24 protein-coding genes are annotated in these 22,796 nt (G+C 66.4%); 18 read left to right on the top strand and 6 right to left on the bottom strand.

The annotated features are described in order from the left end of the window. The first annotated feature begins 190 nt into the window (after window positions 1–190). The 9 genes from hemL (at window position 191) to NU1_RS34945 (ending at window position 9,661) form a co-directional block, all read left to right on the top strand. Complete coding sequence (hemL, locus tag NU1_RS34985) at window positions 191–1,528, top strand: glutamate-1-semialdehyde 2,1-aminomutase (RefSeq protein WP_067528282.1); 1,338 nt, start codon at window positions 191–193, stop codon at window positions 1,526–1,528. Between the two features lie 368 nt (window positions 1,529–1,896). After that, window positions 1,897–2,502, top strand: coding sequence for a histidine phosphatase family protein (locus tag NU1_RS34980; RefSeq protein ID WP_067528280.1), 606 nt, complete (start codon window positions 1,897–1,899; stop codon window positions 2,500–2,502). 166 nt (window positions 2,503–2,668) lie between these two features. Continuing rightward, on the top strand, window positions 2,669–3,262 hold the full coding sequence (locus tag NU1_RS34975; RefSeq protein ID WP_067528266.1) for a TlpA disulfide reductase family protein: 594 nt from the start codon (window positions 2,669–2,671) through the stop codon (window positions 3,260–3,262). Window positions 3,263–3,403: 141 nt separating this feature from the next. Then, complete coding sequence (locus tag NU1_RS34970; protein WP_067528264.1) at window positions 3,404–4,261, top strand: cytochrome c biogenesis CcdA family protein; 858 nt, start codon at window positions 3,404–3,406, stop codon at window positions 4,259–4,261. Beyond that, complete coding sequence (gene resB, locus NU1_RS34965; RefSeq protein ID WP_067528262.1) at window positions 4,261–5,883, top strand: cytochrome c biogenesis protein ResB; 1,623 nt, start codon at window positions 4,261–4,263, stop codon at window positions 5,881–5,883. The genes NU1_RS34970 and resB overlap by 1 nt, the downstream gene beginning before the upstream one ends. A 2-nt stretch (window positions 5,884–5,885) precedes the next feature. After that, on the top strand, window positions 5,886–6,860 hold the full coding sequence (ccsB, locus tag NU1_RS34960) for a c-type cytochrome biogenesis protein CcsB (protein WP_067528278.1): 975 nt from the start codon (window positions 5,886–5,888) through the stop codon (window positions 6,858–6,860). A 299-nt stretch (window positions 6,861–7,159) separates the two neighbouring features. Then, window positions 7,160–8,572 carry an AbeC-like domain-containing protein gene (locus NU1_RS34955; protein WP_067528260.1) on the top strand — a complete coding sequence of 471 codons (1,413 nt, stop codon included), beginning with the start codon at window positions 7,160–7,162 and terminating at the stop codon, window positions 8,570–8,572. A 16-nt stretch (window positions 8,573–8,588) separates the two neighbouring features. Next, window positions 8,589–8,960 (top strand): hypothetical protein, encoded by a 372-nt coding sequence (locus NU1_RS34950; RefSeq protein ID WP_067528258.1) that lies wholly within the window; start codon window positions 8,589–8,591, stop codon window positions 8,958–8,960. Between the two features lie 215 nt (window positions 8,961–9,175). After that, window positions 9,176–9,661 carry a hypothetical protein gene (locus NU1_RS34945; protein WP_067528256.1) on the top strand — a complete coding sequence of 162 codons (486 nt, stop codon included), beginning with the start codon at window positions 9,176–9,178 and terminating at the stop codon, window positions 9,659–9,661. A 51-nt stretch (window positions 9,662–9,712) separates the two neighbouring features. Here the strand turns inward: NU1_RS34945 and NU1_RS34940 are convergent, their stop codons facing one another. Together NU1_RS34940 and NU1_RS34935 are read right to left on the bottom strand one after the other, a co-directional pair. Beyond that, the gene (locus tag NU1_RS34940; RefSeq protein ID WP_067528254.1) at window positions 9,713–10,414 is read right to left on the bottom strand and encodes a response regulator; all 702 of its coding nucleotides are present in this window, start codon (window positions 10,412–10,414) and stop codon (window positions 9,713–9,715) included. Continuing rightward, window positions 10,407–11,651 carry a sensor histidine kinase gene (locus tag NU1_RS34935; RefSeq protein ID WP_067528253.1) on the bottom strand — a complete coding sequence of 415 codons (1,245 nt, stop codon included), beginning with the start codon at window positions 11,649–11,651 and terminating at the stop codon, window positions 10,407–10,409. The genes NU1_RS34940 and NU1_RS34935 overlap by 8 nt, the downstream gene beginning before the upstream one ends. 164 nt (window positions 11,652–11,815) lie before the next feature. Here NU1_RS34935 and NU1_RS34930 point away from each other — a divergent pair, with 164 nt between their 5' ends. From NU1_RS34930 to NU1_RS34920, 3 genes are all read left to right on the top strand, one after another. Further along, window positions 11,816–12,430 carry a hypothetical protein gene (locus tag NU1_RS34930; protein WP_212762221.1) on the top strand — a complete coding sequence of 205 codons (615 nt, stop codon included), beginning with the start codon at window positions 11,816–11,818 and terminating at the stop codon, window positions 12,428–12,430. A 72-nt stretch (window positions 12,431–12,502) separates the two neighbouring features. Next, on the top strand, window positions 12,503–13,390 hold the full coding sequence (locus tag NU1_RS34925; RefSeq protein ID WP_067528251.1) for an NAD(P)-dependent oxidoreductase: 888 nt from the start codon (window positions 12,503–12,505) through the stop codon (window positions 13,388–13,390). A 59-nt stretch (window positions 13,391–13,449) separates the two neighbouring features. Next, window positions 13,450–13,635 carry a hypothetical protein gene (locus NU1_RS34920; RefSeq protein ID WP_157553433.1) on the top strand — a complete coding sequence of 62 codons (186 nt, stop codon included), beginning with the start codon at window positions 13,450–13,452 and terminating at the stop codon, window positions 13,633–13,635. 100 nt (window positions 13,636–13,735) lie between these two features. Here NU1_RS34920 and NU1_RS43590 read toward each other — a convergent pair whose 3' ends face one another. Beyond that, window positions 13,736–13,936 (bottom strand): hypothetical protein, encoded by a 201-nt coding sequence (locus NU1_RS43590; protein ID WP_084522090.1) that lies wholly within the window; start codon window positions 13,934–13,936, stop codon window positions 13,736–13,738. A 71-nt stretch (window positions 13,937–14,007) separates the two neighbouring features. Then, complete coding sequence (locus tag NU1_RS34915) at window positions 14,008–14,241, bottom strand: BldC family transcriptional regulator (RefSeq protein ID WP_067528274.1); 234 nt, start codon at window positions 14,239–14,241, stop codon at window positions 14,008–14,010. Between the two features lie 225 nt (window positions 14,242–14,466). On the opposite strand from NU1_RS34915, the gene NU1_RS34910 reads away from it, so the two are divergent. From NU1_RS34910 to NU1_RS34890, 5 genes are all read left to right on the top strand, one after another. Then, window positions 14,467–14,775 carry a DUF4229 domain-containing protein gene (locus NU1_RS34910; RefSeq protein ID WP_067528272.1) on the top strand — a complete coding sequence of 103 codons (309 nt, stop codon included), beginning with the start codon at window positions 14,467–14,469 and terminating at the stop codon, window positions 14,773–14,775. Next, window positions 14,772–15,857, top strand: a complete 1,086-nt coding sequence (gene cds1, locus NU1_RS34905) for an L-cysteine desulfhydrase Cds1 (RefSeq protein WP_067528247.1) — start codon at window positions 14,772–14,774, stop codon at window positions 15,855–15,857. The genes NU1_RS34910 and cds1 overlap by 4 nt, the downstream gene beginning before the upstream one ends. Before the next feature lie 371 nt (window positions 15,858–16,228). Further along, the gene (locus NU1_RS34900; protein WP_067528245.1) at window positions 16,229–16,450 is read left to right on the top strand and encodes a helix-turn-helix domain-containing protein; all 222 of its coding nucleotides are present in this window, start codon (window positions 16,229–16,231) and stop codon (window positions 16,448–16,450) included. After that, window positions 16,450–17,037, top strand: coding sequence for a Clp protease N-terminal domain-containing protein (locus NU1_RS34895; protein WP_067528243.1), 588 nt, complete (start codon window positions 16,450–16,452; stop codon window positions 17,035–17,037). The genes NU1_RS34900 and NU1_RS34895 overlap by 1 nt, the downstream gene beginning before the upstream one ends. 61 nt (window positions 17,038–17,098) lie before the next feature. Beyond that, window positions 17,099–17,479 (top strand): phage holin family protein, encoded by a 381-nt coding sequence (locus NU1_RS34890; RefSeq protein WP_067528241.1) that lies wholly within the window; start codon window positions 17,099–17,101, stop codon window positions 17,477–17,479. Window positions 17,480–17,544: 65 nt separating this feature from the next. Here the strand turns inward: NU1_RS34890 and NU1_RS34885 are convergent, their stop codons facing one another. Continuing rightward, on the bottom strand, window positions 17,545–18,414 hold the full coding sequence (locus NU1_RS34885) for a 1,4-dihydroxy-2-naphthoate polyprenyltransferase (RefSeq protein WP_067528238.1): 870 nt from the start codon (window positions 18,412–18,414) through the stop codon (window positions 17,545–17,547). Window positions 18,415–18,709: 295 nt separating this feature from the next. Continuing rightward, window positions 18,710–19,165 (bottom strand): SRPBCC family protein, encoded by a 456-nt coding sequence (locus NU1_RS34880; RefSeq protein WP_067528270.1) that lies wholly within the window; start codon window positions 19,163–19,165, stop codon window positions 18,710–18,712. A gap of 80 nt (window positions 19,166–19,245) precedes the next feature. On the opposite strand from NU1_RS34880, the gene NU1_RS34875 reads away from it, so the two are divergent. Continuing rightward, the gene (locus NU1_RS34875) at window positions 19,246–22,755 is read left to right on the top strand and encodes an AfsR/SARP family transcriptional regulator (protein WP_157553431.1); all 3,510 of its coding nucleotides are present in this window, start codon (window positions 19,246–19,248) and stop codon (window positions 22,753–22,755) included. Window positions 22,756–22,796: the final 41 nt, after the last annotated feature.

Below are 22,796 nucleotides of genomic sequence, written 5' to 3'. Positions count from 1 at the left end.
GGGATGACGGGGCTGGGCGCGCCGGAAGGACGAGGCTGGGTATGTCCGGTGGCGGGATGGGTGCGCCGGAAAGGTGGGGGAGTCGATCTGGGTCGGATCCCGTCCTGGAGTGCTGGATTTCGCTGTGGGGTGGGCCACCCACTACACCCTGTCGTCGACGGGTGATGCGGGGGCTGCGACACTGGGTGCCGTGAGTTCTTCTCCGCGTGTCAGCCAGGTATCGGTGCCGGTCTCCGCCCAGCTTTTCGAACGCGCCGCCGCGGTGATTCCCGGTGGGGTGAACTCGCCGGTGCGGGCGTTCAACTCGGTCGGCGGTACACCGCGGTTCATCGCCTCCGCGCGCGGGTGCACCCTCACCGATGCCGATGGCAATGACTACGTCGATCTGGTGTGCTCGTGGGGTCCGATGATTCTCGGACACGCGCATCCGGAGATTGTCGAGGCGGTACAGCGCGCGGCGACCCTTGGGCTGTCGTTCGGTGCGCCGACCGAGGCGGAGATTCTGCTCGCCGAAGCCATCGCGGCGCGCGTCGACCCCGTCGAGCGGGTGCGGCTGGTCAACTCCGGTACCGAGGCCACCATGTCGGCGGTGCGGCTCGCGCGCGGATTCACCGGGCGCTCCAAGATCATCAAGTTTTCCGGTTGCTACCACGGGCATGTGGACGCGCTGCTCGCCGACGCGGGCTCCGGCGTCGCCACCCTCGGGCTGCCGACCTCGCCCGGTGTCACCGGCGCGCAGGCGGCAGACACCATCGTGCTGCCGTACAACGACCTCGAGGCCGTCGCCGCCGCATTCACCGCCAATCCCGGCGAGATCGCGTGTGTGATCACCGAGGCCGCCGCCGGCAATATGGGCGCGGTCGCGCCGCAGCCCGGATTCAATGCCGGACTGCGCAAGCTGACCAGCGACAATGGCGCGCTGCTCATTATGGATGAGGTCATGACCGGCTTCCGGGTGAGTCACTCCGGGTGGTACGGCATCGACGGTGTCGCCGGTGACCTCTACACCTTCGGCAAGGTGATGAGCGGTGGGCTGCCCGCCGCGGCCTTCGGCGGTCGCGCCGACATCATGAATCACCTCGCGCCGATCGGGCCGGTCTATCAGGCGGGCACGCTATCCGGGAATCCGGTCGCGGTCGCCGCCGGTCTGGCCACGCTGCGCCTGGCCGACGAATCGGTCTACGCCACCCTCGATCAGAATGCCAAACGGCTCGGCGGACTGTTCACCGACGCCCTCACCGCGGCCGGTGTCAGTCATCAAGTGCAATTCGCGGGCAATATGGTGAGCGTGTTCTTCTCCGACACCCCGGTCCACGACTATGCCGCCGCCAAGGCCAGTGCCACCTGGCGCTTCCCGGCCTTCTTCCACGCCCTGCTCGAACGTGGCGTGTACGCGCCGCCGAGCGCGTTCGAGGCATGGTTCGTCTCCGCGGCCCTCGACGAGAACGCATTCGACCGTATCGCCGCCGCCCTGCCCGCCGCCGCTTCCGCCGCGGCGGCCGCCACCCCCGAAGGATCCGTCGCGTGAGCTCCAACCAGCCCGACACCGGTCTACCGGCCCCCGCCCCGCGAGCTGTGGTCTCGCCCGCCGAAGCGGCCCGCCTGCTCAATACCCTCAGCCAGGCCGAGGACGAACTCGGCGCAGCCCGCGCACAGCTCGACACCGATGCCGAGGTTGTCGCGTCCGCCGAGGATGACGCTGTCGTCGAAGTTGTTGCGTCGGCCGCGGATGACGCTGTCGTCGAGGATGACGCCACCGCGGGCGCAGCCGGTGCCGAGGCTGTTGCGGCAGCTGCGGCCGACGCGGACGTCGACGCTGTCGAATCCTCCACCGGCACAAGCGGTCTCATACTCCCCGGCGATGTCGCCGACGATGTCGAAACCATCGTGCATGTCATGCGGCACGGTGAGGTGCACAACCCCAAGGGGATTCTGTACGGCCGCCTGGAGGGCTTCGGCCTGTCGGTGGCCGGTCGGTCTCAGGCCGCGGCCGTGGCGCGGGCACTGGCCGATCACGACATCGCGCTGGTGGTGGCCTCGCCATTGCAGCGGGCGCAGGAGACCGCGGAACCCATTGCGGCACAGCACGGTGTGACTATCCGCACCGATGACAATCTCATCGAGGCGGGCAATACCTTCGAGGGTTTGCGGGTGGCGGCTCGCGACGGTGCGCTGCGCAAGCCACGGCACTGGCTGAAGCTGCGCGATCCGTTCACCCCGTCGTGGGGTGAGCCGTACCTGCAGATCGCGCATCGAATGTTGGCCGCTGTCAATAAGACTCGGGTCGAGGCGGCGGGGCGCGAGGCCGTGCTGGTCTCGCATCAGCTGCCGGTGTGGACGCTGCGGCGGCTGCTGCAGGGACAGCGGTTGTGGCACGACCCGCGCAAGCGGCAGTGCTCGCTCGCCTCGCTCACGTCACTGGTTTATCAGGGTGACACCCTCATCGACATCATTTACTCAGAGCCCGCGGGGGCTACGGATCCCAAGGTGACAGGGGCGTGAGCGGTCAGCGCCCGGAAGAGGCAGCCGGAATGAAGGCGAGCCAGCCGACAGGCTGCCCGTTGAGGGTGGCGGTGGGCGACGGGCGGGCCACGCAGGGCGCCCGCGCACGCCTAATGGATGTGGCATGAGTCGGTCCACCACGTCTATGCCCCGGCCCTTCCGGCGTATGGCGTCGATTCTGCTGGCGAGCGTCTGCCTCATCGCGGCGCTCGCGGGCTGCTCGACGGCCGGCAAGGACGCGGTGGCGCAGGGCGGCACCTTCGATTTCGTCTCGCCCGGCGGCAAGACCGATATCTTTTACGACCCGCCGTCTTCCCGCGGCACCATCGGCAAGCTCTCCGGGCCGGATCTCATGACCGACGGCAAGACCACCTCGGTCGACGACTTCCCGGGCCAGGTCGTGGTCATCAATATCTGGGGCCAGTGGTGTGGGCCCTGCCGTGCCGAAGCCCCTGCGCTGGAACAGGTCTACGAGGCCACCCGAGATAAGGGTGTCGCCTTCCTCGGTATCAATGTCCGCGACAACCAGCAGGACAAGGCCCAGGACTTCGTCACCGACAACAACGTCGGCTATCCCTCCATTTACGACCCGTCCATGCGCACCCTGCTCGCGCTCGGCGGCAAATTCCCCACCAGCGTCATCCCCACCACCCTCGTTCTCGACCGTCAGCATCGGGTAGCGGCGGTCTTCCTGCGCTCGCTACTGGCCGAAGACCTGCAGCCGACGGTCATTCGGATCGCCGAGGAGGACCAGTCGTGAACGCGGGGGTGGCCGGATGAGCGGCCTGATCGTGCACTCTCCGGGTTGTTCGAGCGGATTCGCCGCTTTCGAGCGCGATAGTGCACGAAAAAGCCGCCCAGAGTGTGACCGGCGTGCGTCCGACCGCAACGAGGACAATCGATGACTGACGTGGCAATCCTCGCCGGTGTCGGCGAATCCTTCCAGCAGACGGCGTCGTCCGGGCCGCTGCTGCTCGCGCTGGGTGCGTGTGTCCTGGCCGGGCTGGTGTCGTTCGCCTCACCGTGTGTGGTGCCGCTGGTTCCGGGTTACCTGTCCTACCTCGCCGGACTTGTCGGTGCCGAAGCTCCGCCGGTCACGGTCGAATCGGCCAAACGCGGTTCGGCCGGGGGCGTTTCGACAGTGCTGGCCGAGAAGGAGGCGACGAACCGCGGTCGGATGCGGGTCGCCGGTGCGGCCGGACTGTTCGTGGCCGGATTCACCGTGGTGTTCGTCCTCGCCACCGTCACCGTATTCGGCACGATTCAGGCCCTCAATGTCAATCGTGAACTGCTGCAACGCATCGGCGGCGTGGTCACCATCGTGATGGGTCTGGCGTTCATCGGGCTCATTCCGGCGCTGCAGCGCGATACCCGGATGGAGCCGCGCCGGCTCAGCGGTGTGATCGGCGCACCCCTGCTGGGTGCGGTCTTCGCGCTCGGTTGGACCCCGTGCCTCGGCCCCACCCTCTCCGGGGTGATGGCCGTATCCGCGGGTACCGACGGCACCACCGCCGCCCGCGGTGTCGCCCTCATCGTGGCCTACTGCCTCGGGTTGGGGCTGCCGTTCGTCATCCTGGCGTTCGGGTCGGCGACCGCGCTGCGCGGCGTCGGCTGGCTGCGCCGCAATTCCCGCACCATTCAGGTGATCGGCGGCATCCTGCTGGTGGCCGTCGGTATCGCCCTGGTGACCGGAGCGTGGGACCAGTTCGTCTCCTGGGTCCGCGACGCCTTCGTCTCGAATGTGACCCTGCCGATCTGATGACCGAAACCGCCACCGCCCCAGCCCCGACCGGACCGCGGCGCCAGTCGCCGCTCGGCCGCGTTCTCGCCACCGCGCGCAATACCTGGCGCGGGCTCACCAGTATGCGCACCGCGCTCATGCTGCTGTTCCTCCTCGCCCTGGCCGCCATTCCGGGCGCACTGCTGCCGCAGCGCAGTCTCAATGCGCAGAAGGTCGACGAGTACATCGCGGCCCGCCCCACGCTGGGCCCGTGGATGGATCGCCTCGAACTGTTCGATGTGTTCTCCAGCTTCTGGTTCACGGCAATCTATGTGCTGCTGTTCATTTCGCTGGTGGGCTGCATCCTGCCGCGGGTATTCGACCACTACCGGGCGTTGCGCACCGAGCCGGTCAAGGCTCCGCGCAATCTCTCGCGGCTGCCGTACCACTTCGAGGGCGCCGACGCGGGGACGCCGGACGAGGTCGTGGCGCGCACGCGCAAGGAGCTGCGCGGCTGGCGCACGGTGGTCCGATCCGGTTCCCGCGACGGCGAATTCACCATTTCCGCGGAGAAGGGGTACACCCGCGAGGCGGGCAATCTCGTCTTCCACCTGGCGCTGGTGTGCCTGCTCGCGGCCATCGCGATCGGCAAGCTGTTCGGCTACGAGGGCAATGTCATTGTCATCGCCAATAACGGTGCGGGCTTCTGTACCACCTCCCCGGCAGCATTCGACTCCTTCCGCGCGGGCAATGTCATCGACGGCACCGGTCTGACCCCACTGTGTGTCCGGGTCAAGAACTTCAAGGCCGACTATCTTTCCAATGGTCAGGCCGAGATGTTCACCGCCGATATCTCCTATCAGGCGGGTGCGGATCTGCGGAGCGATACCTGGCGTGACACCACCATCGCGGTGAACCATCCGCTGCGCCTGGAGGGTGACCGTATCTACCTGCAGGGCCACGGTTTCGCGCCCCAGTTCACCGTCACCTTCCCCGATGGGCAGACCCGTACCGAGACAATTCAGTGGCGGCCCGACGACGCGACCACCTTCCTGTCCAGCGGTGTGCTGCGCGTCGATCCGCCCGGCGGCATGTATCCGAACGACGCGGACCGCCGCAAGAACCAGATCGCCATCCAGGGGCTGTTCGCTCCGACCGGGCTGCTGCACGGAACGCTGCTCACCTCCGCCTTCCCGGCAATGCAGAATCCGATGGTGGCGGTGGATATCTATCGCGGCGAGACGGGGCTCGATACCGGTCGCGCCCAGTCGCTGTTCACCCTGGATCCGGAAATGATCAAGCAGGGACGCCTGACCAAAGAGGAGCGGGTGAACCTCGAGCCCGGCGAATCGGTCTCGCTGTCGGACGGCACCAAGGTGACCTTCGACGGTGCCGAAGAGTTCGTGAATCTGCAGGTGTCGCACGATCCGGCGCAGGGGTGGGTGTTGGCGAGTGCGATCACCATGATGGTCGGGCTGCTGGTGTCGTTGCTGGTGAAGCGCCGCCGCATCTGGCTGCGTGTGTACCCTGACGCCACCTCCGATGACCAACGACGTACCGTAGTAGAAATGGGCGGATTGGCCCGCACCGACCAGGCGGGTTGGGGTGGCGAATTCGACCGGTTGCGCACACGGCTGCTGGACCACAGCACGGGAGAATGAATATGCCGATCGACGAAACCCTGGCCGGATACAGCAATCTCGCCTTCAAATCGGCGTGGATCGTCTACATCCTGGTGTTGGCGATGCTGATCATGCAGTACTCGTCGGCACGCAAGAAGACCACCGAACGTGAACTGGTCTCGGTCGGCGGCGCGAGCACGGGTGTCGCCGGTCCGGATACTCCAGGCAAGGTGGCGGCCAAGCCCACCCGTTCGCTGCCCGAGCGGCTCGGCAATATGGCCTTCGCGGTCCTCTTTGTCGCCATCGGCCTGCATCTGGCATCTATTGTCCTGCGCGGCTTCGCGGTTCACCGCTTCCCGCTCGGCAATATGTACGAGTTCATCACCATGGCCACCGCCGCTGCCATGGTCACCGGCCTGGTCTTCATGTACGACCGCCGTTTCCGCGCCATGTGGGTCTTCTTGATCGCCCCGGTCCTGGTCCTCATGTACCTGGCCGGAAACGTCCTCTACGCCGAAGCGGCCCCCGTGGTCCCGGCCCTGAAGTCCTTCTGGCTCCCGATCCACGTCACCATCGTCAGCATCGGCAGCGGCATCTTCCTGCTCTCCGGCGTAGCCAGCCTGCTGTTCCTGCTCCGCCTCCGCCAGCCCGAAGGTGAAGAATCCAACACCCTCATCGGCACCCTGGCCCGCCGCCTCCCCGACGCCCGCTCCCTGGACCGCCTCGCCTACAAAACCACCATCGTGGCCTTCCCCCTCTTCGGCGCCGGCGTCATCCTCGGAGCCATCTGGGCCGAAGCCGCCTGGGGCCGCTTCTGGGGCTGGGACCCGAAGGAAACCGTCTCCTTCATCACCTGGGTCGTCTACGCCGCCTACCTGCACGCCCGAGCCACCTCCGGCTGGCGCGACACCAAGGCCGCCTGGATCAATATCGCGGGCTTCGTGGCAATGCTGTTCAACCTGTTCATCATCAACATCGTGGTGAGCGGTCTGCACAGCTACGCGGGGCTCAACTAGAGCTGGTAAGCGCCGCTCGTCGACCGGCGAACCTGCGGGGGGTTGGGTTCCGCCCCCATTGACACTGTTACCTGGGCGAATGCTGGTGGGCGGAAGGTGATTCGGCCATACACTGGATTCCCGGCACTCGGATTTTCCACCCCGAGGAGGAATCCGTGCAATGTCCTCGCTGTGGCCATGTGAATCCGCATAACTACCGGTTCTGCGGTAATTGCGGTCGATCACCCTCCGATGCGGCCGCGGATTCGGAGCAGGGGGCGCAGCGATGGCGCCAGGCCACTCGATATCTTTGTGCGGCAGTGCATTTCGATCGCAAGTTGGCCCGTGCCGTAGTGGAACAGGTGCTGGAGGAGCCGCTGCGGGCTGTCGTGCAGTCACCAGCGGTTGATCTCGAAGCGGTATGTCGACATGCGGTTGCGGCGCAGCGTAGACACGCCGTGCGCGACGGAGCGCTCGTCGCGGCATGGGTGATCTGGATTCTGTACTGGGTCGTCTCGGCCTATTCCGGGTTCGCCCCACCGGGGCTGTTCGTATTCGCCGGGATGCTCAGCGGGTTACCGCTGTTTGTCCTGCTCACCTGGTTCATCGTCTTCGTCGACAGCTATCTGGTGCGTTGGGGTGCGACGGCTCGCTCATTGCGCTACGGCGTCTTCCAGCCGGATCGAGCGCCGGTGCCGCAGACCGATCTCGCGAGACGGCAGCTGACCCACGTGACGCACTACGCCAAGAGCAATATCACTGTCTACCAGGGGTATAGACCGTTCATGGGCCACGGCTGGAGTGTGCGCGGCTGGTCGTTCGCCCTCGATATCACCCGTCCTCATCGTGCCGACGAACCGATCGAACCCTTCACCGCGGTCGACCTGAATGAGCGGATAGCCCAACGCATTACCGACCTGGGTCTGCCCGGCACCGCGGTCGGTAACCGGATGTTCGTCAGTGGCGACGATATTCACCACGATCGCCGGTTCCTGCCCGATGCGTCCGGCCGCCCGGTCGCATGGGTGGACGACACCACGATGGCCGCCCTGATGCTGCATCCGGAGAATCACGCTCGGCCCTATCTGACCACCGAAATCGTCAATTGGGACGGTGAATTCGTGTGGTCGGCCTTCGTGCGTGCGGTGGTATCGGATACGTCGATGTTCGTCGAAGTGAACTACTGCGTGCTGCCCCCGCTGCGCATGTCCTACCACGAAATCGACGACCTGCTGCTGCATCCGGCGTTCCGCCGCGTACTGCGGCTCATGTCGGGCAGTCTGCGAGCGCTGCCGCGGGCGGTGCTGTTCTGCCTTCCCGGCGCGTTGCGACCGATCTTCGCCGCCTGGCGATTCGACCAGAAGGTGAGTGCCCAGCTGCGGCGGGTCCAAGAGGTGTTCACCTACGACCACGGTGCCTTGATCAGCGTGCGTGAGGCCGCCAGCGACCTACGGAAGAACAAGGACATCGTGTCGCTCGGATACCACCGCTATTTCCAAATGCTCGACGAACAGATGTACACGAAGATCGTGGAGAAGCGGATAGCCGAGACGCTCGAGCAATTTCTGACCGAGCACAATATCGACCCCGCCGAACTGCTCCGTCGAACCGAGCAGATCTTCAACAGCAACGTCACCATCGGTGGCGACGCGACCCTGGTGAATTCCGCCATCGGCGGCTCCTCGGCGGTCGCCGGTTCCTCGTCCGGACGAAGTACGCCGGAAAACCGTTGAACTCCAGGAGGATTCGATGAGCAGTAATGAGGGAGTCTGGATCGGGGGCAGTGTCCGGGCGGACGGTTCGGCAATCGCCGGTCGCGACGCCACCGTGATTCACGGCAGTACGGTCGGCGGACCACCCGCCCCGGCCACCCTCGACGAATTGCGGGTTGCCCTGAGTGAATTGCTCACCCAGGTCCGGGCCGCCGAGGAACTGCCGGAGCGAGAAGAGGTCGCCGCAACGGTGGAGCAGGCTCGGGCCGAGGCGGCCAAGGAACGGCCCAATCGGCATCTACTGGGTGCCTTCCTGGATGCCGCTGGGCGCGCGGTCGCGGGTATCGGCGCGCTGACAGCGCTTGTGACCACGCTGCGTGGGGCCGCCGACACCATTCTCGGCGGCTGACGCGACAGACATGGGGCGAGGTGACCATGGCGACATGTTGGCAATGCGGGCACCGACTTTCAGGCAGGTGGCAGCGCCGTTGTACCGCCTGCGGGGAGCTGCTGTGCTGGGGGTGCGGAAACGCGCTCGACGATCCGACCAGGAAATTCTGTATCGATTGTGGTGCCGAACTAGCCCAGCCCGCACCGCTTCTGGCCCCCGCGCATGATCGTCGTATGCGGGGATCACCGGCGCTGTATCTCGTCGGCGCCGCGCTCACCGTGATCGCGCTCATCCTCGCGGTGGTTCTGTTCAGCGAGGATGACGGGTCCGAGCCCCCCTCGGTCGACGCCTATCCGCCAGCGAGCACCGGAATGGAAATCCCTTCGACAACAACCACTTTTCAGTCGTACGCCACGACCACCACGCCGCCACTGACCGGTCCCGCCGCAGTGGTGCAGGACTACTTCGACGCCATCACCCGCCGCGACTACGTCACCGCCTGGAACTTGGGCGGACGCAATTTCGAGCCCAACTTCAACCAGTTCGTCGCGGATCTCGCCACCACGGCCAAGGACACGGTCACCATCATCGCCGTCGTCGGCAACCAGGTACACATCACGCTCGACGCACTTCAGACCGACGGGTCACATCGCTATTTCGCGGGCTACTACATAGTCGAAGGCGGTGTCCTCGTCAGCGCGCGAATCCACGTAGCCTGATCGGCCCGTCCGCAACTGCTTGCTGAGCGGATTGCGCCTCTACGGCGGGGCTCAGTTCCCGCCCGGTACGACCATGCCCGTTTCGTAGGCGAAGACGACCAGTTGGGCGCGGTCGCGGGCGTTCAGTTTGGTGAGTAGGCGGCCGACGTGGGTTTTGACCGTGGCGATGCTGACATAGAGGGTGGCGGCTATTTCGGCGTTGGACTGCCCGGCGGCAATGTGGGCGAGGACTTCGCGTTCGCGGTCGGTGAGTGTTGCCAGGGTGTTCGACTGGGGGGCCGGGGGTGCGGGGTGGCGGGCGAAGGCGCTGATGAGGCGGCGGGTGATGTTCGGTGTGAGGAGGGCGTCGCCACTGGCGATTACTCGGATCGCGTGCAGGAGCTGTTCGGGTGGGGAGTCCTTGAGGATGAAGCCGCCGGCGCCGCCGCGTAGCGCTCGGAAGACGTTTTCGTCCTGATCGAAGGTGGTCACGATCAAGACGTGCGGGGCGTCCGTCCCGTCGACCGCGATATGCCGGGTTGCCTCGAGGCCGTCCATTATCGGCATACGAATATCCATCAGGACCACATCGGGGCGGAGTTCGCGGGTGAGCCGGACCGCCTCGCCGCCATTGCCCGCCTCGCCGACCACTGTGAGATCCGGCACGGAATCGACGAGGACACGGAACCCGGCTCGCACCAGTGCCTCATCGTCTGCGATGAGCACCCGAATCGGGTCGGCGCGATTCTCGGTCCGGGGGACGGGGTCAGACATGATGCTCCCCATCGACCGGAAAGCTTGCGGTGACGGCGAATCCGCCCTCGGGTCGTGGTCCGGCGTCGAGTCGGCCACCGAACAATGACACCCGTTCCCGCATGCCTGCCAGGCCGAGACCGGAGCCGGTGTCGGCGATGGCGGCGGGCAGCCCGGCGGTAGCGGTCGGTCCGTCGTCGGTGATGGATGCGGTCAATTCGTGCGGAGCATGGCGAATCTCGACCCGCGCGCGGTCGGTGTGCGCGTGCTTGACCACATTGGTGAGCGCCTCCTGGACGATGCGGTACACGGTGGTCTGCAACAGCGCCGGGTAACCGAGCGCCGTACCGACGACGTGATACTCCACGACCAGGCCGTGCCGACGCAGCCCGTCGACGAGGTCGGCGATGTCCGCGAGACCGGGCTCACCCAGCTCGTCCGGTCGCCCAGGCTCCCGGATCTGCGCCAGCACCGCCCGCAGTTCGTTCAGCGCCGACCGGCTGGCGGTCTCGATGGCGCTCAATGCTCGACGCGCCTCGCCCGGCTGCTCATCGATCAGCAGGCGAGCCACTCCCGACCGGACGGCGACCATACTCAAAGTGTGCGAGATGAGGTCGTGCACGTCTCGCGACACCCGCAACCGTTCCTCGGCTCGGATCCGGCGTTCCTCCTCCGCCGCGCGTTGGCGTTGCTGCTCAGCGAGATCCTGCCGGTACTCGCGCCGAGTCCGGGTCGTATCGCCGACCAGCCAGGCGACGGCCGCGATCGGCAGCTGTACGAAATTTTGCTCCTGATCGATATGCAGGTCCACGCCGATCCGCGCGGCGAAACCCATGGCGATGAGCACAATCCCGGTAGCGAGCAGCGATTCGCGACGCGGTCGCCGATCGGCGAGCGTGAACACCGCGATGGCGACGGCCAGGCCCGCATTGCTCACCCACGGGGTGAAGCGGATACCGGCTACTGCGGCGAGGCACAGGACGGCAGAGACGACGACGAGGACCGCGAGTGGCTGGCGCCGCCGGACGATCAGCGGCGCGACGGCGGCAGCACCGAATGCCGCGATGGCCGACATCGACCCGATCCCGCTGGCCCAGCCCATGAGCAAGGGACCGGTTATTACCGCGAAGCAGATAATGGCGATCGCGATATCGATCCGATCCGGGCCGGTGGAGTCCGCCCGCCCCCGGACCGGCGTGAGCCGCTGCTGCCACGGTGGCCGCGCGACCTGCCTGGGCGGCGATGAGGTGACCGACATAGCGCTGACGGTAATCGGCCGGTGGGTGCCGGTGCATCGACCCGGAGCCGGGGTCGCTCATCATCCGCAAGTCGGATACCGGCCACGGCGTCCACCCGTGGTGGCCCGCCATCTCACGGCCGGAGGATGACGACACGGCCGCGGTGGGAGGCGAGGGTGGTGGTATGAAAACGCAAGCCTCTCAACATATTCGGTCCGGATCTCGGCCCCGGAACGCGGCGGGCATCCGAGCGCGGCTATCGGGCCCGCTGGTCGCCGTCGCCGCCGTATCGTTCGCGGTGGGCGTTGTCTCCGGCGGGATTTCCTACCTCCAGCGATCGCCGCACCGCGAGGCGTATGTCGGCGGTACGGCCGCATGGGGGCCGCACCTGGTGCTGTTCGTGCTGGCCGTCATTGCCGCCGGTGTCGTATGGCGCCACCGCCGCGCGGACCCGGGCGGTCTCCTCCTGCTCGCCCCGCTGGGCGTCACCGCCGCGAAACGGCTCGAGCGCACCGTGTCCTCGGTCTTCCGCCATCCGACGGCGCTGCTACGGCTGCTGATCGCAATCGTGCCCATGGCGATCCTGGTGTACAGCCCGTGGCGTATCGGACAGCAGATATTCGCCGGCCTCGACCCGAATTTCACCGTCGACGCCTGGGGCGGCCCGACTTACCTGGGTGCCCTGGCGTGCCACTACCTCGACGCCGCCGTGCTGATGGCGGCGGCGGCCGGTCTGCTGAACCTGCTGCTATTGCCTGCCGCACCACGACCACCCGCGCCACCCGCCCCGGGCCGGTAAGCGCCACAGGGGATCGCAACCAGCCGCCTGAGCCTTGAGCTGAAGTTATGTTGAGTTTCTAGTGTCTGCTCCATGAGCGTGCATGAGAACGAAGAGGCAGTGTCGATCGCGGTTCTGGGATTGGGTGAGATGGGGGCGGCACTGGCCATTGCCCTCTTGGATGCCGGTCATTCGGTCACTGTGTGGAATCGGTCGGCCGAGAAGGCTGATGCGTTGGCGGGCAAGGGAGCTCGTCGCGCCGAGACACCCGGGGCAGCTGTCGGCGCGGCCGATATCGTGATCGTCAATGTCAAGGGCGGTGCGGTGGCGATGGAGCTGCTGGGTGCGGCGGGGGCGTCGTTGGCGGGACGAACCGTAGTCGATCTGACCGACGGCTCAACCGAACAGTCCAGGGCGACAGGGAAATTGGCGAACGAACTCGGAGCGGACTACCTGCACGGCCAAATCATGACCATCGCCCCGGCGATCGGCTCACCGGACGCGGTGATCTTCTACGGTGGGCCGCAACAGGTATTCGAGCGATCCGAAGCCGTGCTCCGGGCACTCGGCGGCCGCGCCACCTTTGTCTCGTCGGACCCGGGTGTGGCCGTGCTGTACGGGATGGCCGTGCACGACATCATGTGGGGTCTTCTGAACGGATTCCTCCACGCCGCAGCACTTCTCGGCAATGCCGGTATTCGGGTCGGCGACTTCAGCCAGCAGGTGGAGCCGTCTCTGGCCGCGCTGCCGACCATGTTCCCGATGCTCGCGAACGAGATCGACCGCGCGGAGTTCGCCACTCCCTTCGGTGCGCTCCAACATCATTTGCCGTCCATCGACGACCTCATCACCGAAAGTCGAGCCCGCCGCATCGACGTCGATCTGCCCACCTACACCAGAAACCTCGTCGCCGAAGCGCTGGCGGCAGGTCACGGTCATGACAGCTATGCCCGGCTGGTGGAACGCTTCGGTCGCGGATAGCGCACGGCCCGTCCGCCGAAGCGGGTCCGTCGCACGGCTGCCGTGAAATGATCTTCCGCATGGGGAAATACTCGAACAGCCTGCTACCGCTCGGTGTATTGGCGGGCGTCGCCATCGGCCTACTGCTGGCGAATTGGAGCCCGATGCGAGCCGTGATCTATGCCGTGCTGTGGTGCGTCGCGGCCGTGGTGCTGCTCGTGCGCGACTACCGGCGGGACGCGTCCGAGCCTCGGTCGGGCGGGTAATCCTGGTGGGAACGAAATAATCCCCGCAGGCCGAGGTCGGTCTGCGGGGATCGGCTATTCGTTTCTCGGCTTCATCGGCGTCGGAGGGAGGCGAGCCGACTCAGTGGTCCGGGGAACCTTGTTCGCCATCCCGATGCTGACGGGAGAGGCGCCAAAGAAATTCTGGATCGTCGTCGGGACCGATCACTCGGTTTCGAGCGGCGGGTGTCGGCCCGGTGCCGGAAGATCGCTGGGGGCCGAAAGCCTTCCAGCACAGCACCACGACGGCCACTACCGCGATGAGTGCCAACAGGTACGTCACAAGAACTCACCTCCTGCCATCGAGGGTAATCCGTGTGCGTACCTATGGCACCGTGGAACGTGAAATCGGTTCTAGCCTCGGGTGGCCTCGGTGGTGAGAGACCTGAGGAGTTGCATAACTTCGGATTCGCGGAACCGGCGATGACCGCCCGGAGTCCGCAGCGAGCCGAGCCGACCAGCGTGGGCCCAGCGGGTAACGGTCTTCGGATCTACGTGGAACAGGGCAGCCACCTGGCCAGGGGTAAGCAGGGAATCCTGGCTGGTGACGGAACCCAATACGCGGCTCGCCGCGGTGAACGCAGTCATTCGCAAACCTTTCCGTATCGACAGATCCCTCATCAGTAGCGACATCGTTGCACTGGAACCCCTTGGTGTTCGAACGGTCTCAGTTTGGTAAAGAGGAAGTAATAGACAAAACGGATATCCGTACTGTGTTCGCCATCACGAATTCCCGCTTTGTAGCGAATTTCCAGCGACCTCTCGGTGAGGGCGTGACGATTGCCCGAATCGCCGTCGCCTAGGCTGGTGCGCGTGAGTGACGCATCCCGAACCGATGGTGCGGGCAGCCGCCTGGCACGCAATCTTGCCCTGTACACGCTGGCCCGGCTGGCCATGGTCGTCGTACTCACCGCCGTCATAATCGGCGTGGCAGGCCTGGTGAAAGTCGAGGTGCCACTGATTGTGGCCGCGCTGTTCGCGCTGCTCATCGCGATGCCACTGTCCATGATGCTGCTGAAGAGCTTGCGGACCAAGGTGAACCAGGACATCGCGGTCGTCGATGCCAAGCGCCGCGCGGACAAGGAGCAGCTGCGCTCGCGACTGCGGGGAGACGACGCGTGAAGCGCTGTGAACGCAGCGCACCCCGCGACTGGGTCGACAATGCCGTGCGGCTGATCGACGCCGATACCCAGCGCAGCGCCGATACCCACCTGCTGCGTTACCCGTTGCCCGCGGACTGGCCCGTACAGCTGTATCTCAAGGACGAATCCACCCATATCACCGGCAGCCTCAAGCATCGGCTGGCGCGGTCGCTGTTCCTGTACGCGCTGTGTAACGGCTGGGTCACCGAGACCACCACCGTGGTGGAGGCGTCGTCGGGTTCGACCGCCATCAGTGAGGCGTACTTCGCGAAACTGCTGGGCCTGGACTTCGTGGCCGTTATGCCCGCCACCACCTCCCCGGAGAAGATCGCGCTCATCGAGGCGCAGGGCGCGCGCTGTCACCTGGTCGATCGCGCGCCCGATATCTACACGGAGGCAGCGCGTTTGGCGGCCGAGACCGGCGGCCACTATATGGACCAGTTCACGCACGCGGAGCGCGCCACCGACTGGCGCGGCAATAACAATATCGCCGAGTCCATCTTCGAGCAGTTGACCCTCGAGGCCCATCCGATACCCGCGTGGATCGTGGTCGGCGCGGGTACCGGCGGTACCAGCGCCACCATTGGCCGCTACATCCGCTACCGGCGGCACGCCACCAAGTTGGCCGTGGTCGACCCGGAGAACTCCGCCTTCTACGGCGGTTACGAAACGGCGGACGCGGGCTACCAGACCGGCATGCCCTCGCGAATCGAGGGAATCGGACGGCCGCGGGTGGAACCCTCGTTCATCGGTCAGGTGGTGGACACCATGATCGAGGTACCCGACGCCGCATCCATCGCGGCCGCTCGGCACGCCAGTCGTACGCTGGGGCGCCGGGTGGGCGGATCCACTGGGACGAACCTATGGGGTGCGTTCGCACTCATCGCCGACATGTTGGCTGAGGGTCGCAGTGGGAGTGTGGTTACCCTGCTGTGCGATGGCGGAGACCGTTATGCCGGAACCTATTTCAACGACGATTGGGTAGCCGAACAGGGGCTGAGCCTGGTCGAACCGGACGCGGTGATTTCGAAGTTCCTCGCCACCAAGCAGTGGTCGGCCTAGTTTCCGCACCGCACTAAGGGTTTTCGGGCCGCCCGGCGGGTGTCGGGTGGGTTGTGTCCACCCCTGTTTCCGGTAGCTGGATATTTGCGGAATCTCTTGTGTGGCCGGAATTATGGGGGTCGGCGCAGCGGTCTGTGGGTTGCGAACCCGGCCATGACTGCCACTTCTGCCGTTAACGCCCATTGACGATTCGGGTCGTTTTCTAAAACTGGACGAGTGTCCATGCGGGTCGATTCGCGACCATTTCGAGATGCGGTGCTCGCGAATGCATATCTGAGGAAGTGCGCAAGGCGTTTCACTGGCAGCGAACCCGCTCCAGGGGTTGTCAATTTTTGTTGACACGCCGTGGATGTCAACGTAAATTGACGTTCATGAGTGAAGCAACGACTCTGGCGGCCGCCGCCGGTAGCCCCGACCCACAGGTCGGGCTCCGCGCGGTGCTGGCACTGCGTCGACTGCTCGAGCGACTCGAAGCCATCCAGGTGGCCAATGCCCGCGAACAGGGCTGGTCCTGGCAGGCGATCGCGGACGCGCTCGAGGTCAGCAGGCAGGCGGTCCACCAGAAGTACAACCGGAGAGGCGGGATCCGCTGATGTTCGAACGATTCGACAAGGCAGCCAAATTCGCGGTGGTGGGAGCTCAGGAGGAGGCGCGCGAACTGCGCTCACCCTCGATACAGCTCGAACACCTGCTGCTGGGGTTGCTCGGCAGCCCCGACCAGGGGCTGACGACTATGCTCGCCGACAATGGCGTGACCGCCGCCGGGGTGCGGGAAGCGCTGTCGCGCAAGCGCGGTGGTGAACCACTCGGCGAGGAGGACGCCGCCGCGCTGAAATCCATTGGCATCGATCTCGACGCCGTGCGTGAAAGTCTGTCGGCCACCTTCGGCGAGTCCGCACTCGACCGTGCGACGCCGCCCGAGCCGGAGCGCCGCGGCCTCTTCGGCCGGGGCAAGGGAATGAACTCCGGGCACCTCCCCTTCACTCGCGAAAGTAAGAAGGCCCTGGACCTCTCCCTTCGGGAAGCCCTGGCCCGCAAGGACGACAGCATCGATGCCGCTCACATCCTGCTGGGAATCCTCCGCGACCCCACCCCGACCGTTCGCGACCTGATCGGTGGTGACGAGGGTGTCTCGCGGCTGCGAAACGCGGCACACGCCCTCCTCGACCGGGCGGCGTGATCTCGCGGCCGTCGCGTGTGCCTGGCCGACGCAGGCGACGATCCGGGCTTACCATCGCACCATGACGCTCCTGCTTCGCCTCCTCATCACCGGTGTGGCCATCTGGTTGGCCGCCTCGTGGGTGGATGGCATCGAGATCATCAGTCCCGAAGACACCACCACCAGCAAGCTGATTGTGATCGCGGTGGTCACCGTGATCTTCACGATTGTCAACGCGCTCGTGAAGCCACTCGTGAAACTGCTGTCACTGCCGCTGGTGGTGCTGACCCTCGGGCTGTTCCTGCTGGTGATCAACGCGCTGATGCTGTGGTTGACCTCGAAGATCACCGAGACCACCGACTACCAGCTGCATGTCAACGGCTTCTGGGCCGCCGTATGGGGCGGCATCATCATCTCCATCGTGAACTGGGTACTGGGCGTTCTGGTCCCGGACAACGACTGATCACAACGGCAATCGCCCCGACCACACCGTGTGGTCGGGGCGATTGCCGTGCAGTGGGGTGCCGATCAGGCCAGGGCGAGCGCGACGGCCGTGAGAATCGACCAGGCCAGCAGGGCCAGGCCCGTATCACGCAGCGACGGAATCAAACCCGGGCCGCCTGCGCCGGAGCGGACGGGGGCATTGGCCCGGATCGCGAGCGGAATGGCGAGCATGCCGACAATCGCGAACGGGGTGCGGGCCACCAGCGCGAGGCTTGCGAGGAACGGTACCGCCAGCAGCACCAGATGCAGTGTGCGGGTGCGCGTATCGCCGAGGCGAACCGCGAGGGTGTGCTTACCGGAGACGGTGTCGGTGGGGATATCGCGCAGGTTATTGGTCACCAGCACCGCGCTGGAGAACGCGCCGACCGCGATCGCGCCGACCACGCCCGCCCAGTCGACCCGCTCGGCCTGCACGAACTGGGTACCCAGCACCGCGACCAGGCCGAAGAATACGAATACGGCGATCTCACCGAAACCGCTGTAGCCGTACGGATTGCGCCCGCCGGTGTAGAACCAGGCCCCGGCCAGGCAGCCCGCCCCCACCAGGATCAGCCACCAGGCGGTGGTGGCTACCAGCACCAAGCCGATCAGCGCGCCGACCACCAGGCAGGCAATGGCCGCATTGCGGACCGCCGTCGCGGTCGCGATCTTCGATCCGACCAGCCGCAGCGGCCCCACCCGCTCGTCATCGGTGCCCCGAATGCCGTCGGAATAGTCATTGGCGTAGTTCACGCCGATAATGAGCGACAGTGAAAGCAGCAGGCACAGCACCGCTTTCCACCACACCGCCCCATCGATCGAGGCCGCCGCCCCCGTTCCCACCAGCACCGGGGCGATCGCATTCGGGAGCGTGCGCGGCCGAGCGCCCTCGATCCACTGTCCAGCTGTTGCCATACTCGGCAGCCTAATAGGCGCGTCGCGGCCAGCGCGCGGTCAGTGTCGAGGTGTGTGCGCCGTCATTCCGGCACGCTTTTGGCCGGAATCCAGCTCGAGCCTTGCGGAGGTGTGGATCCCGGCCAAAAGCACGCCGGGATGACGGGGTTGGTGGGCACGGCGGGACGAACGTGGTTGGTGGGCACGCCGGGATGACGGGGTTGGTGGGCACGCCGGGACGGCGTAGTTGGCGCGCACGCCGGGGCGACGGGGCTGGTGCGCGGGGCGGGAGGTGCGGGATGCGTGAGCGGGCCGGTCAGTCCTTGGTTTCGGCTTCGGCGCGCAGCTTGGCCAATCCCTTCTCGAAGTCCTTGCCGACCAGCTTGTCCATGAGCTTGCCGAGCATGGTCATGATGCCGGTGCGTTGGCCGGTCATCCGCCAGGTGACGTCGGTGCCGCCGTCGACCGGGCGCAGTTCGAAGGTCGCCTGGTTGGTGGCCTTGTACGGCTTCTCGAAAGCGAGGCGGATGCCGACGGTATCGGGCGTGACCGAGGTGATCTCCATCGAACCCTGACCGGCCTTGCGATTGCCCTTCCAGCTGTATTTCGCGCCGAGGCCGCGGTCCGGACCGGAGTAGACGCGTTCCAGGTTGGGATCGAGGCCCTCCCAGGGCGACCATTTAATCCACTGGTGGAAATCGTCGATCAGGGCGAGTATCCGTGTCGGGTCGGCCGCGATCACGGTCTGCCGCGCAATATCGAATTCGGCCATGGCCATCAGCGTAGGGGGTGAACCTGCCGAACAGGATGAATACGACAGCGTCGTCGCAGCTCACCTACGATTGGCGAGGAATGTATTCAGAATCGGGCAGTTCTCATCCGGCCGGGAGCACCCGGATAGCGTCCACGGGCGACACCGTACTGGTGGCCCTGCTGGGCGAGATCGCAGTACGCCGCGACGGCGTCCTCGCGCCGGTACCGGGTGCGCGGGCTCGCCTGCTGGTGGCCGCGCTAGCCAGTCATCCCGGACGCAGCCGCAGCGCACCGGCCCTGATCGACGAGATCTGGGGTGACCAGCCGCCGCGGGCTCCCATGAACGCGCTGCACACCCAGGTCTCGCGACTGCGGTCGGCGCTACCGGAGGGCGCACTCGAAATCGGACCCGCGGGCTACCGCCTCGTCCTGGCCGCCGATCAGGTGGACCTCACCCTCGCGACAGCGCTCAAACAGCAGGCGCGTCAGGCGTATGCCGCCGGTGATGTCGACACCGCGCTACGGCTGGTGGCCCGGACCCGCGCCCTCTGGCGTGGCGAACCGGGTGCGGATCTGCCGGGCGGACCGGTCGCGGACGAATTGGCCGCGCTGACCGAGACCCGCGCCCAGGCTCTCGATGCCCTCGAACTATCCGTTCGCGAGGACACCGGTGATCTCACCGGAGCCCTCGGTATCGCCCGCCGCGCCGCGACCGCCCGACCGCTCGACGAAACCGCGCACACCGACCTCATGCGACTGCTCGCCGCGAGTGGACGCAGCACCGACGCCCTGGATGTGTTCGCCACCTTGCGATCTCGGCTTATCGATCAGCTCGGGGCAGATCCGGGCCCGACGATCAGCGCGATGAATGCCGCCATTCTGCGCGGTGAACCCCTGCCCGGCGCGAATGGAAAACGGCGCGCGACGCCCGATTCGGCCCGGAGCCGCGCGACCGAACCGGGCAATGGTGTGGGGACGGATCCGGATCGCGCCCCGCTACCCGGTTCGGTACGTGGCCCGGGGGAACCGCTGCGCAAGGTGCTCACCGCACAACACGCCACCGCACGTTCGGACCACGAAATGGTTGCCGCCGAGGCACTCTCGGCCATCGGCCTGCGCGCCGCGCCGAACCCCCTGCTCGGTCGCGACGCCGACCTGATCGCGCTCGAACAATCGCTGCGCAACTCCCGCGTCACCACCGTGCTCGGTCCGGGCGGGACCGGAAAGACCCGGGTCGCCAATGAACTGGGTGCCCGTCTGGCGGCGGAGCGGTCGGTGGCCCTGGTCGAACTGGCATCGGTGCGGCCCGATCCCGCCGATGCGTCCGGAACCCGCGCCGAAGTCGAGGCGGCCATTGCCGCCACCCTGGGAATCGGTGAGGTCGCCCGCGAGGCCAATGTGCTGCGCCCCAGCCGGGTTCGCGATACCCGGCAGCTACTGCGGGAGGCGCTGAGTTCCCGACCCATCCTGCTGATTCTGGACAATTGCGAACACCTCATCGAGGCGGCCGCCGAAGTGGTGGCGGATCTGGTGGGCATTACCGACCAGCTGACCGTTCTCACCACCAGCCGGGCCCCGCTGGAGATTACCGCCGAGACTGTATATCCGTTGCCGCCGTTGGCAATCGACGCGGCCGGGTCCCCGGCGACCGACCTGTTCACCGCGCGTGCCCGTGCCGTGCGGCCCTCGATTCGGCTGGATCAGCGGGTGGTGGCGCGGCTGTGTGAAACCCTCGACGGTCTGCCGCTGGCCATCGAACTGGCCGCCGCGCGGGCCCGCACCATGAGTGTCGAGGAGATCGAATCCCGGCTCGATCAGCGATTCGCGCTGCTGCGCAGTGGTGATCGCGGGTCCCCGCAGCGACACCGCACCCTGTACGCGGTTATCGACTGGAGCTGGAACCTGCTCGACGAGCAGCAGCGGATGGCGCTGCGCCGCCTCTGCCGATTCCCCGGCGGATTCACCATGTCGGCTGCCGAAGCCCTCCTGGACGGACCCGAAGTCCTCGATGCCGCAACGGCGGTGGACGGCCTGGTGAGCCAATCGCTGCTCACCGTCCTGGACACCGACAACGACCCGGAGTGGCGTGGGGAATACCGCACCCGCTACCGAATGCTGGAAACGGTAAGAGAATTCGGTGAGGAGCAGCTGGCGATCTCCGGCGAGGCCGATCTGGTACGGGACCGGATGCTGCGCTGGGGTACGGATTTCGCGCTCAATGCGATCAGAGAGTACGGCGACGGCGACCAGATCCGAGTGGTGCTCACACTGACCGTCGAGGCCGATAACCTGGTCGCCGTACTGCGGTCCGCGATCGAATGCCGCGATGCCGAAACCGCGAACGCCGTCTTCCCGGTGCTGGCCTTCCTCTGGATCGTCCGCGGCGCGCATCTGGAGCTGGTGAGCTGGGTACCGCGGATACTCGCCATACCCCCGGCCGCACCCGCGACCACGGCGGCGGCGGATCTGCAAGTGTTCGGCCTGGTGACGGTCGGTCTGCACATGATGTACCTCGGAGACGGTGAACGCGGCGTGGCGCGAGTCCGGGTGCGGGCTCGTCGGCTGCTGCGCTCGGGTACGACACCGAGCCCGATGTTGCGCTATCTGGCTGAGCTCGCGGTCCTTCCGCCGGAGGTAACGCCGCTGGCACGCAAGCTCGCCGAAGGTGTCCGCAGCGACGAAACGAGCATCCGGTCGACGGCACTGCTGGTGCGCGCCAACGTCTACGAGAACGCGGGGGACGTGCACGGCTCGATTCGTGACATCCTGCTGGCCGCTCGGCTGATGCGGGCCGGCGACGTCTGGGGTACCGCCCTGCTGTCGCAGCAGCTCGGCGGTATGTACGGACAATCGTCGCGCTACGGCGAAGCCGTCGAGCACTACCGGCGCGCGGCCGAGTGCATGCGTCGCATGCGCGCCTATGAGGAAAGTGTCGAGATGAGCAGCTATCTCGCCGCGGCGCTGGCAGGTATCGGCGAGTCGGCCGAAGCACGGCGTGAATTGGAGCCCGCTCTGCGGCTGCTCGGAATCGGCCAGTCCGTCGATGCCCCGGTCGGGCAACCGAGCAACCGGCGCGCCGCAGTGGTGGCCGCGCTGGCGGAAATCGAACTCGCCGAAGGCAATACCGACATCGGTCTGCGCCGGATGCGGCAGGTGCTGCACCTGTTGGATTGGCCCAACGACTCCGTCTCGCCCGGCCCCGGCGATATGGTGTGGGTAGCCGGGGTTATCGACGCCCATGTGCTGTACGGGCGGGCCGCCGAAATGAGCTACACCGTCGGACAACTGGCCGATATCGCGTTGCGGCGACTGGTGCAGCTCTGGGATGTGCCGCAGATCGGCGCGGTCGCCAATGCCGTGGGCACCTATTTGCTGAGCGTCGGAGAGCGCACCGATTGCGGACTCGAACTGCTGGCACTGGTGCCGAAAGTGAAGGCGCGCCAAGACTCTCCGTCCATGCGCTGGGAGCGACACGTGGCACTGCACCGCCCCGTGGTGGGGGATGAGCGGATGGATGCCGCACTGCGCTCGGTGACGGGGCTGGGGCGTCGCAGAGCGGGGGAGCGAGTGCTCCGGCTGTTGGGTGATATCGCACCCGGCATCCACTGAACGGGTGGCCGGAAGTACCCGCACATTTCTCGCCCCGGACA

Origin of the sequence: Nocardia uniformis NBRC 13702 (genome assembly GCF_001613345.1) — a bacterium.
GTDB lineage: Bacteria > Actinomycetota > Actinomycetes > Mycobacteriales > Mycobacteriaceae > Nocardia > Nocardia uniformis.
This window is presented reverse-complemented; position numbering and strand designations above follow the sequence as displayed.

Excerpts from the sequence above, each read along its gene's own strand:
- NU1_RS34980 (WP_067528280.1), top strand. The coding sequence starts at position 1,897 with ATGCGGCACGGTGAGGTGCACAACCCCAAGGGGATTCTGTACGGCCGC.
- NU1_RS34975 (WP_067528266.1), top strand. The coding sequence starts at position 2,669 with ATGGCGTCGATTCTGCTGGCGAGCGTCTGCCTCATCGCGGCGCTCGCG.
- NU1_RS34970 (WP_067528264.1), top strand. The coding sequence starts at position 3,404 with ATGACTGACGTGGCAATCCTCGCCGGTGTCGGCGAATCCTTCCAGCAG.
- resB (WP_067528262.1), top strand. The coding sequence starts at position 4,261 with ATGACCGAAACCGCCACCGCCCCAGCCCCGACCGGACCGCGGCGCCAG.
- ccsB (WP_067528278.1), top strand. The coding sequence starts at position 5,886 with ATGCCGATCGACGAAACCCTGGCCGGATACAGCAATCTCGCCTTCAAA.
- NU1_RS34950 (WP_067528258.1), top strand. The coding sequence starts at position 8,589 with ATGAGCAGTAATGAGGGAGTCTGGATCGGGGGCAGTGTCCGGGCGGAC.
- NU1_RS34945 (WP_067528256.1), top strand. The coding sequence starts at position 9,176 with ATGCGGGGATCACCGGCGCTGTATCTCGTCGGCGCCGCGCTCACCGTG.
- NU1_RS34940 (WP_067528254.1), bottom strand. The coding sequence starts at position 10,414 with ATGTCTGACCCCGTCCCCCGGACCGAGAATCGCGCCGACCCGATTCGG.
- NU1_RS34935 (WP_067528253.1), bottom strand. The coding sequence starts at position 11,651 with ATGTCGGTCACCTCATCGCCGCCCAGGCAGGTCGCGCGGCCACCGTGG.
- NU1_RS34930 (WP_212762221.1), top strand. The coding sequence starts at position 11,816 with ATGAAAACGCAAGCCTCTCAACATATTCGGTCCGGATCTCGGCCCCGG.
- NU1_RS34925 (WP_067528251.1), top strand. The coding sequence starts at position 12,503 with ATGAGCGTGCATGAGAACGAAGAGGCAGTGTCGATCGCGGTTCTGGGA.
- NU1_RS34920 (WP_157553433.1), top strand. The coding sequence starts at position 13,450 with ATGGGGAAATACTCGAACAGCCTGCTACCGCTCGGTGTATTGGCGGGC.
- NU1_RS34915 (WP_067528274.1), bottom strand. The coding sequence starts at position 14,241 with ATGACTGCGTTCACCGCGGCGAGCCGCGTATTGGGTTCCGTCACCAGC.
- NU1_RS34900 (WP_067528245.1), top strand. The coding sequence starts at position 16,229 with ATGAGTGAAGCAACGACTCTGGCGGCCGCCGCCGGTAGCCCCGACCCA.
- NU1_RS34895 (WP_067528243.1), top strand. The coding sequence starts at position 16,450 with ATGTTCGAACGATTCGACAAGGCAGCCAAATTCGCGGTGGTGGGAGCT.
- NU1_RS34890 (WP_067528241.1), top strand. The coding sequence starts at position 17,099 with ATGACGCTCCTGCTTCGCCTCCTCATCACCGGTGTGGCCATCTGGTTG.
- NU1_RS34885 (WP_067528238.1), bottom strand. The coding sequence starts at position 18,414 with ATGGCAACAGCTGGACAGTGGATCGAGGGCGCTCGGCCGCGCACGCTC.
- NU1_RS34880 (WP_067528270.1), bottom strand. The coding sequence starts at position 19,165 with ATGGCCGAATTCGATATTGCGCGGCAGACCGTGATCGCGGCCGACCCG.
- NU1_RS34875 (WP_157553431.1), top strand. The coding sequence starts at position 19,246 with ATGTATTCAGAATCGGGCAGTTCTCATCCGGCCGGGAGCACCCGGATA.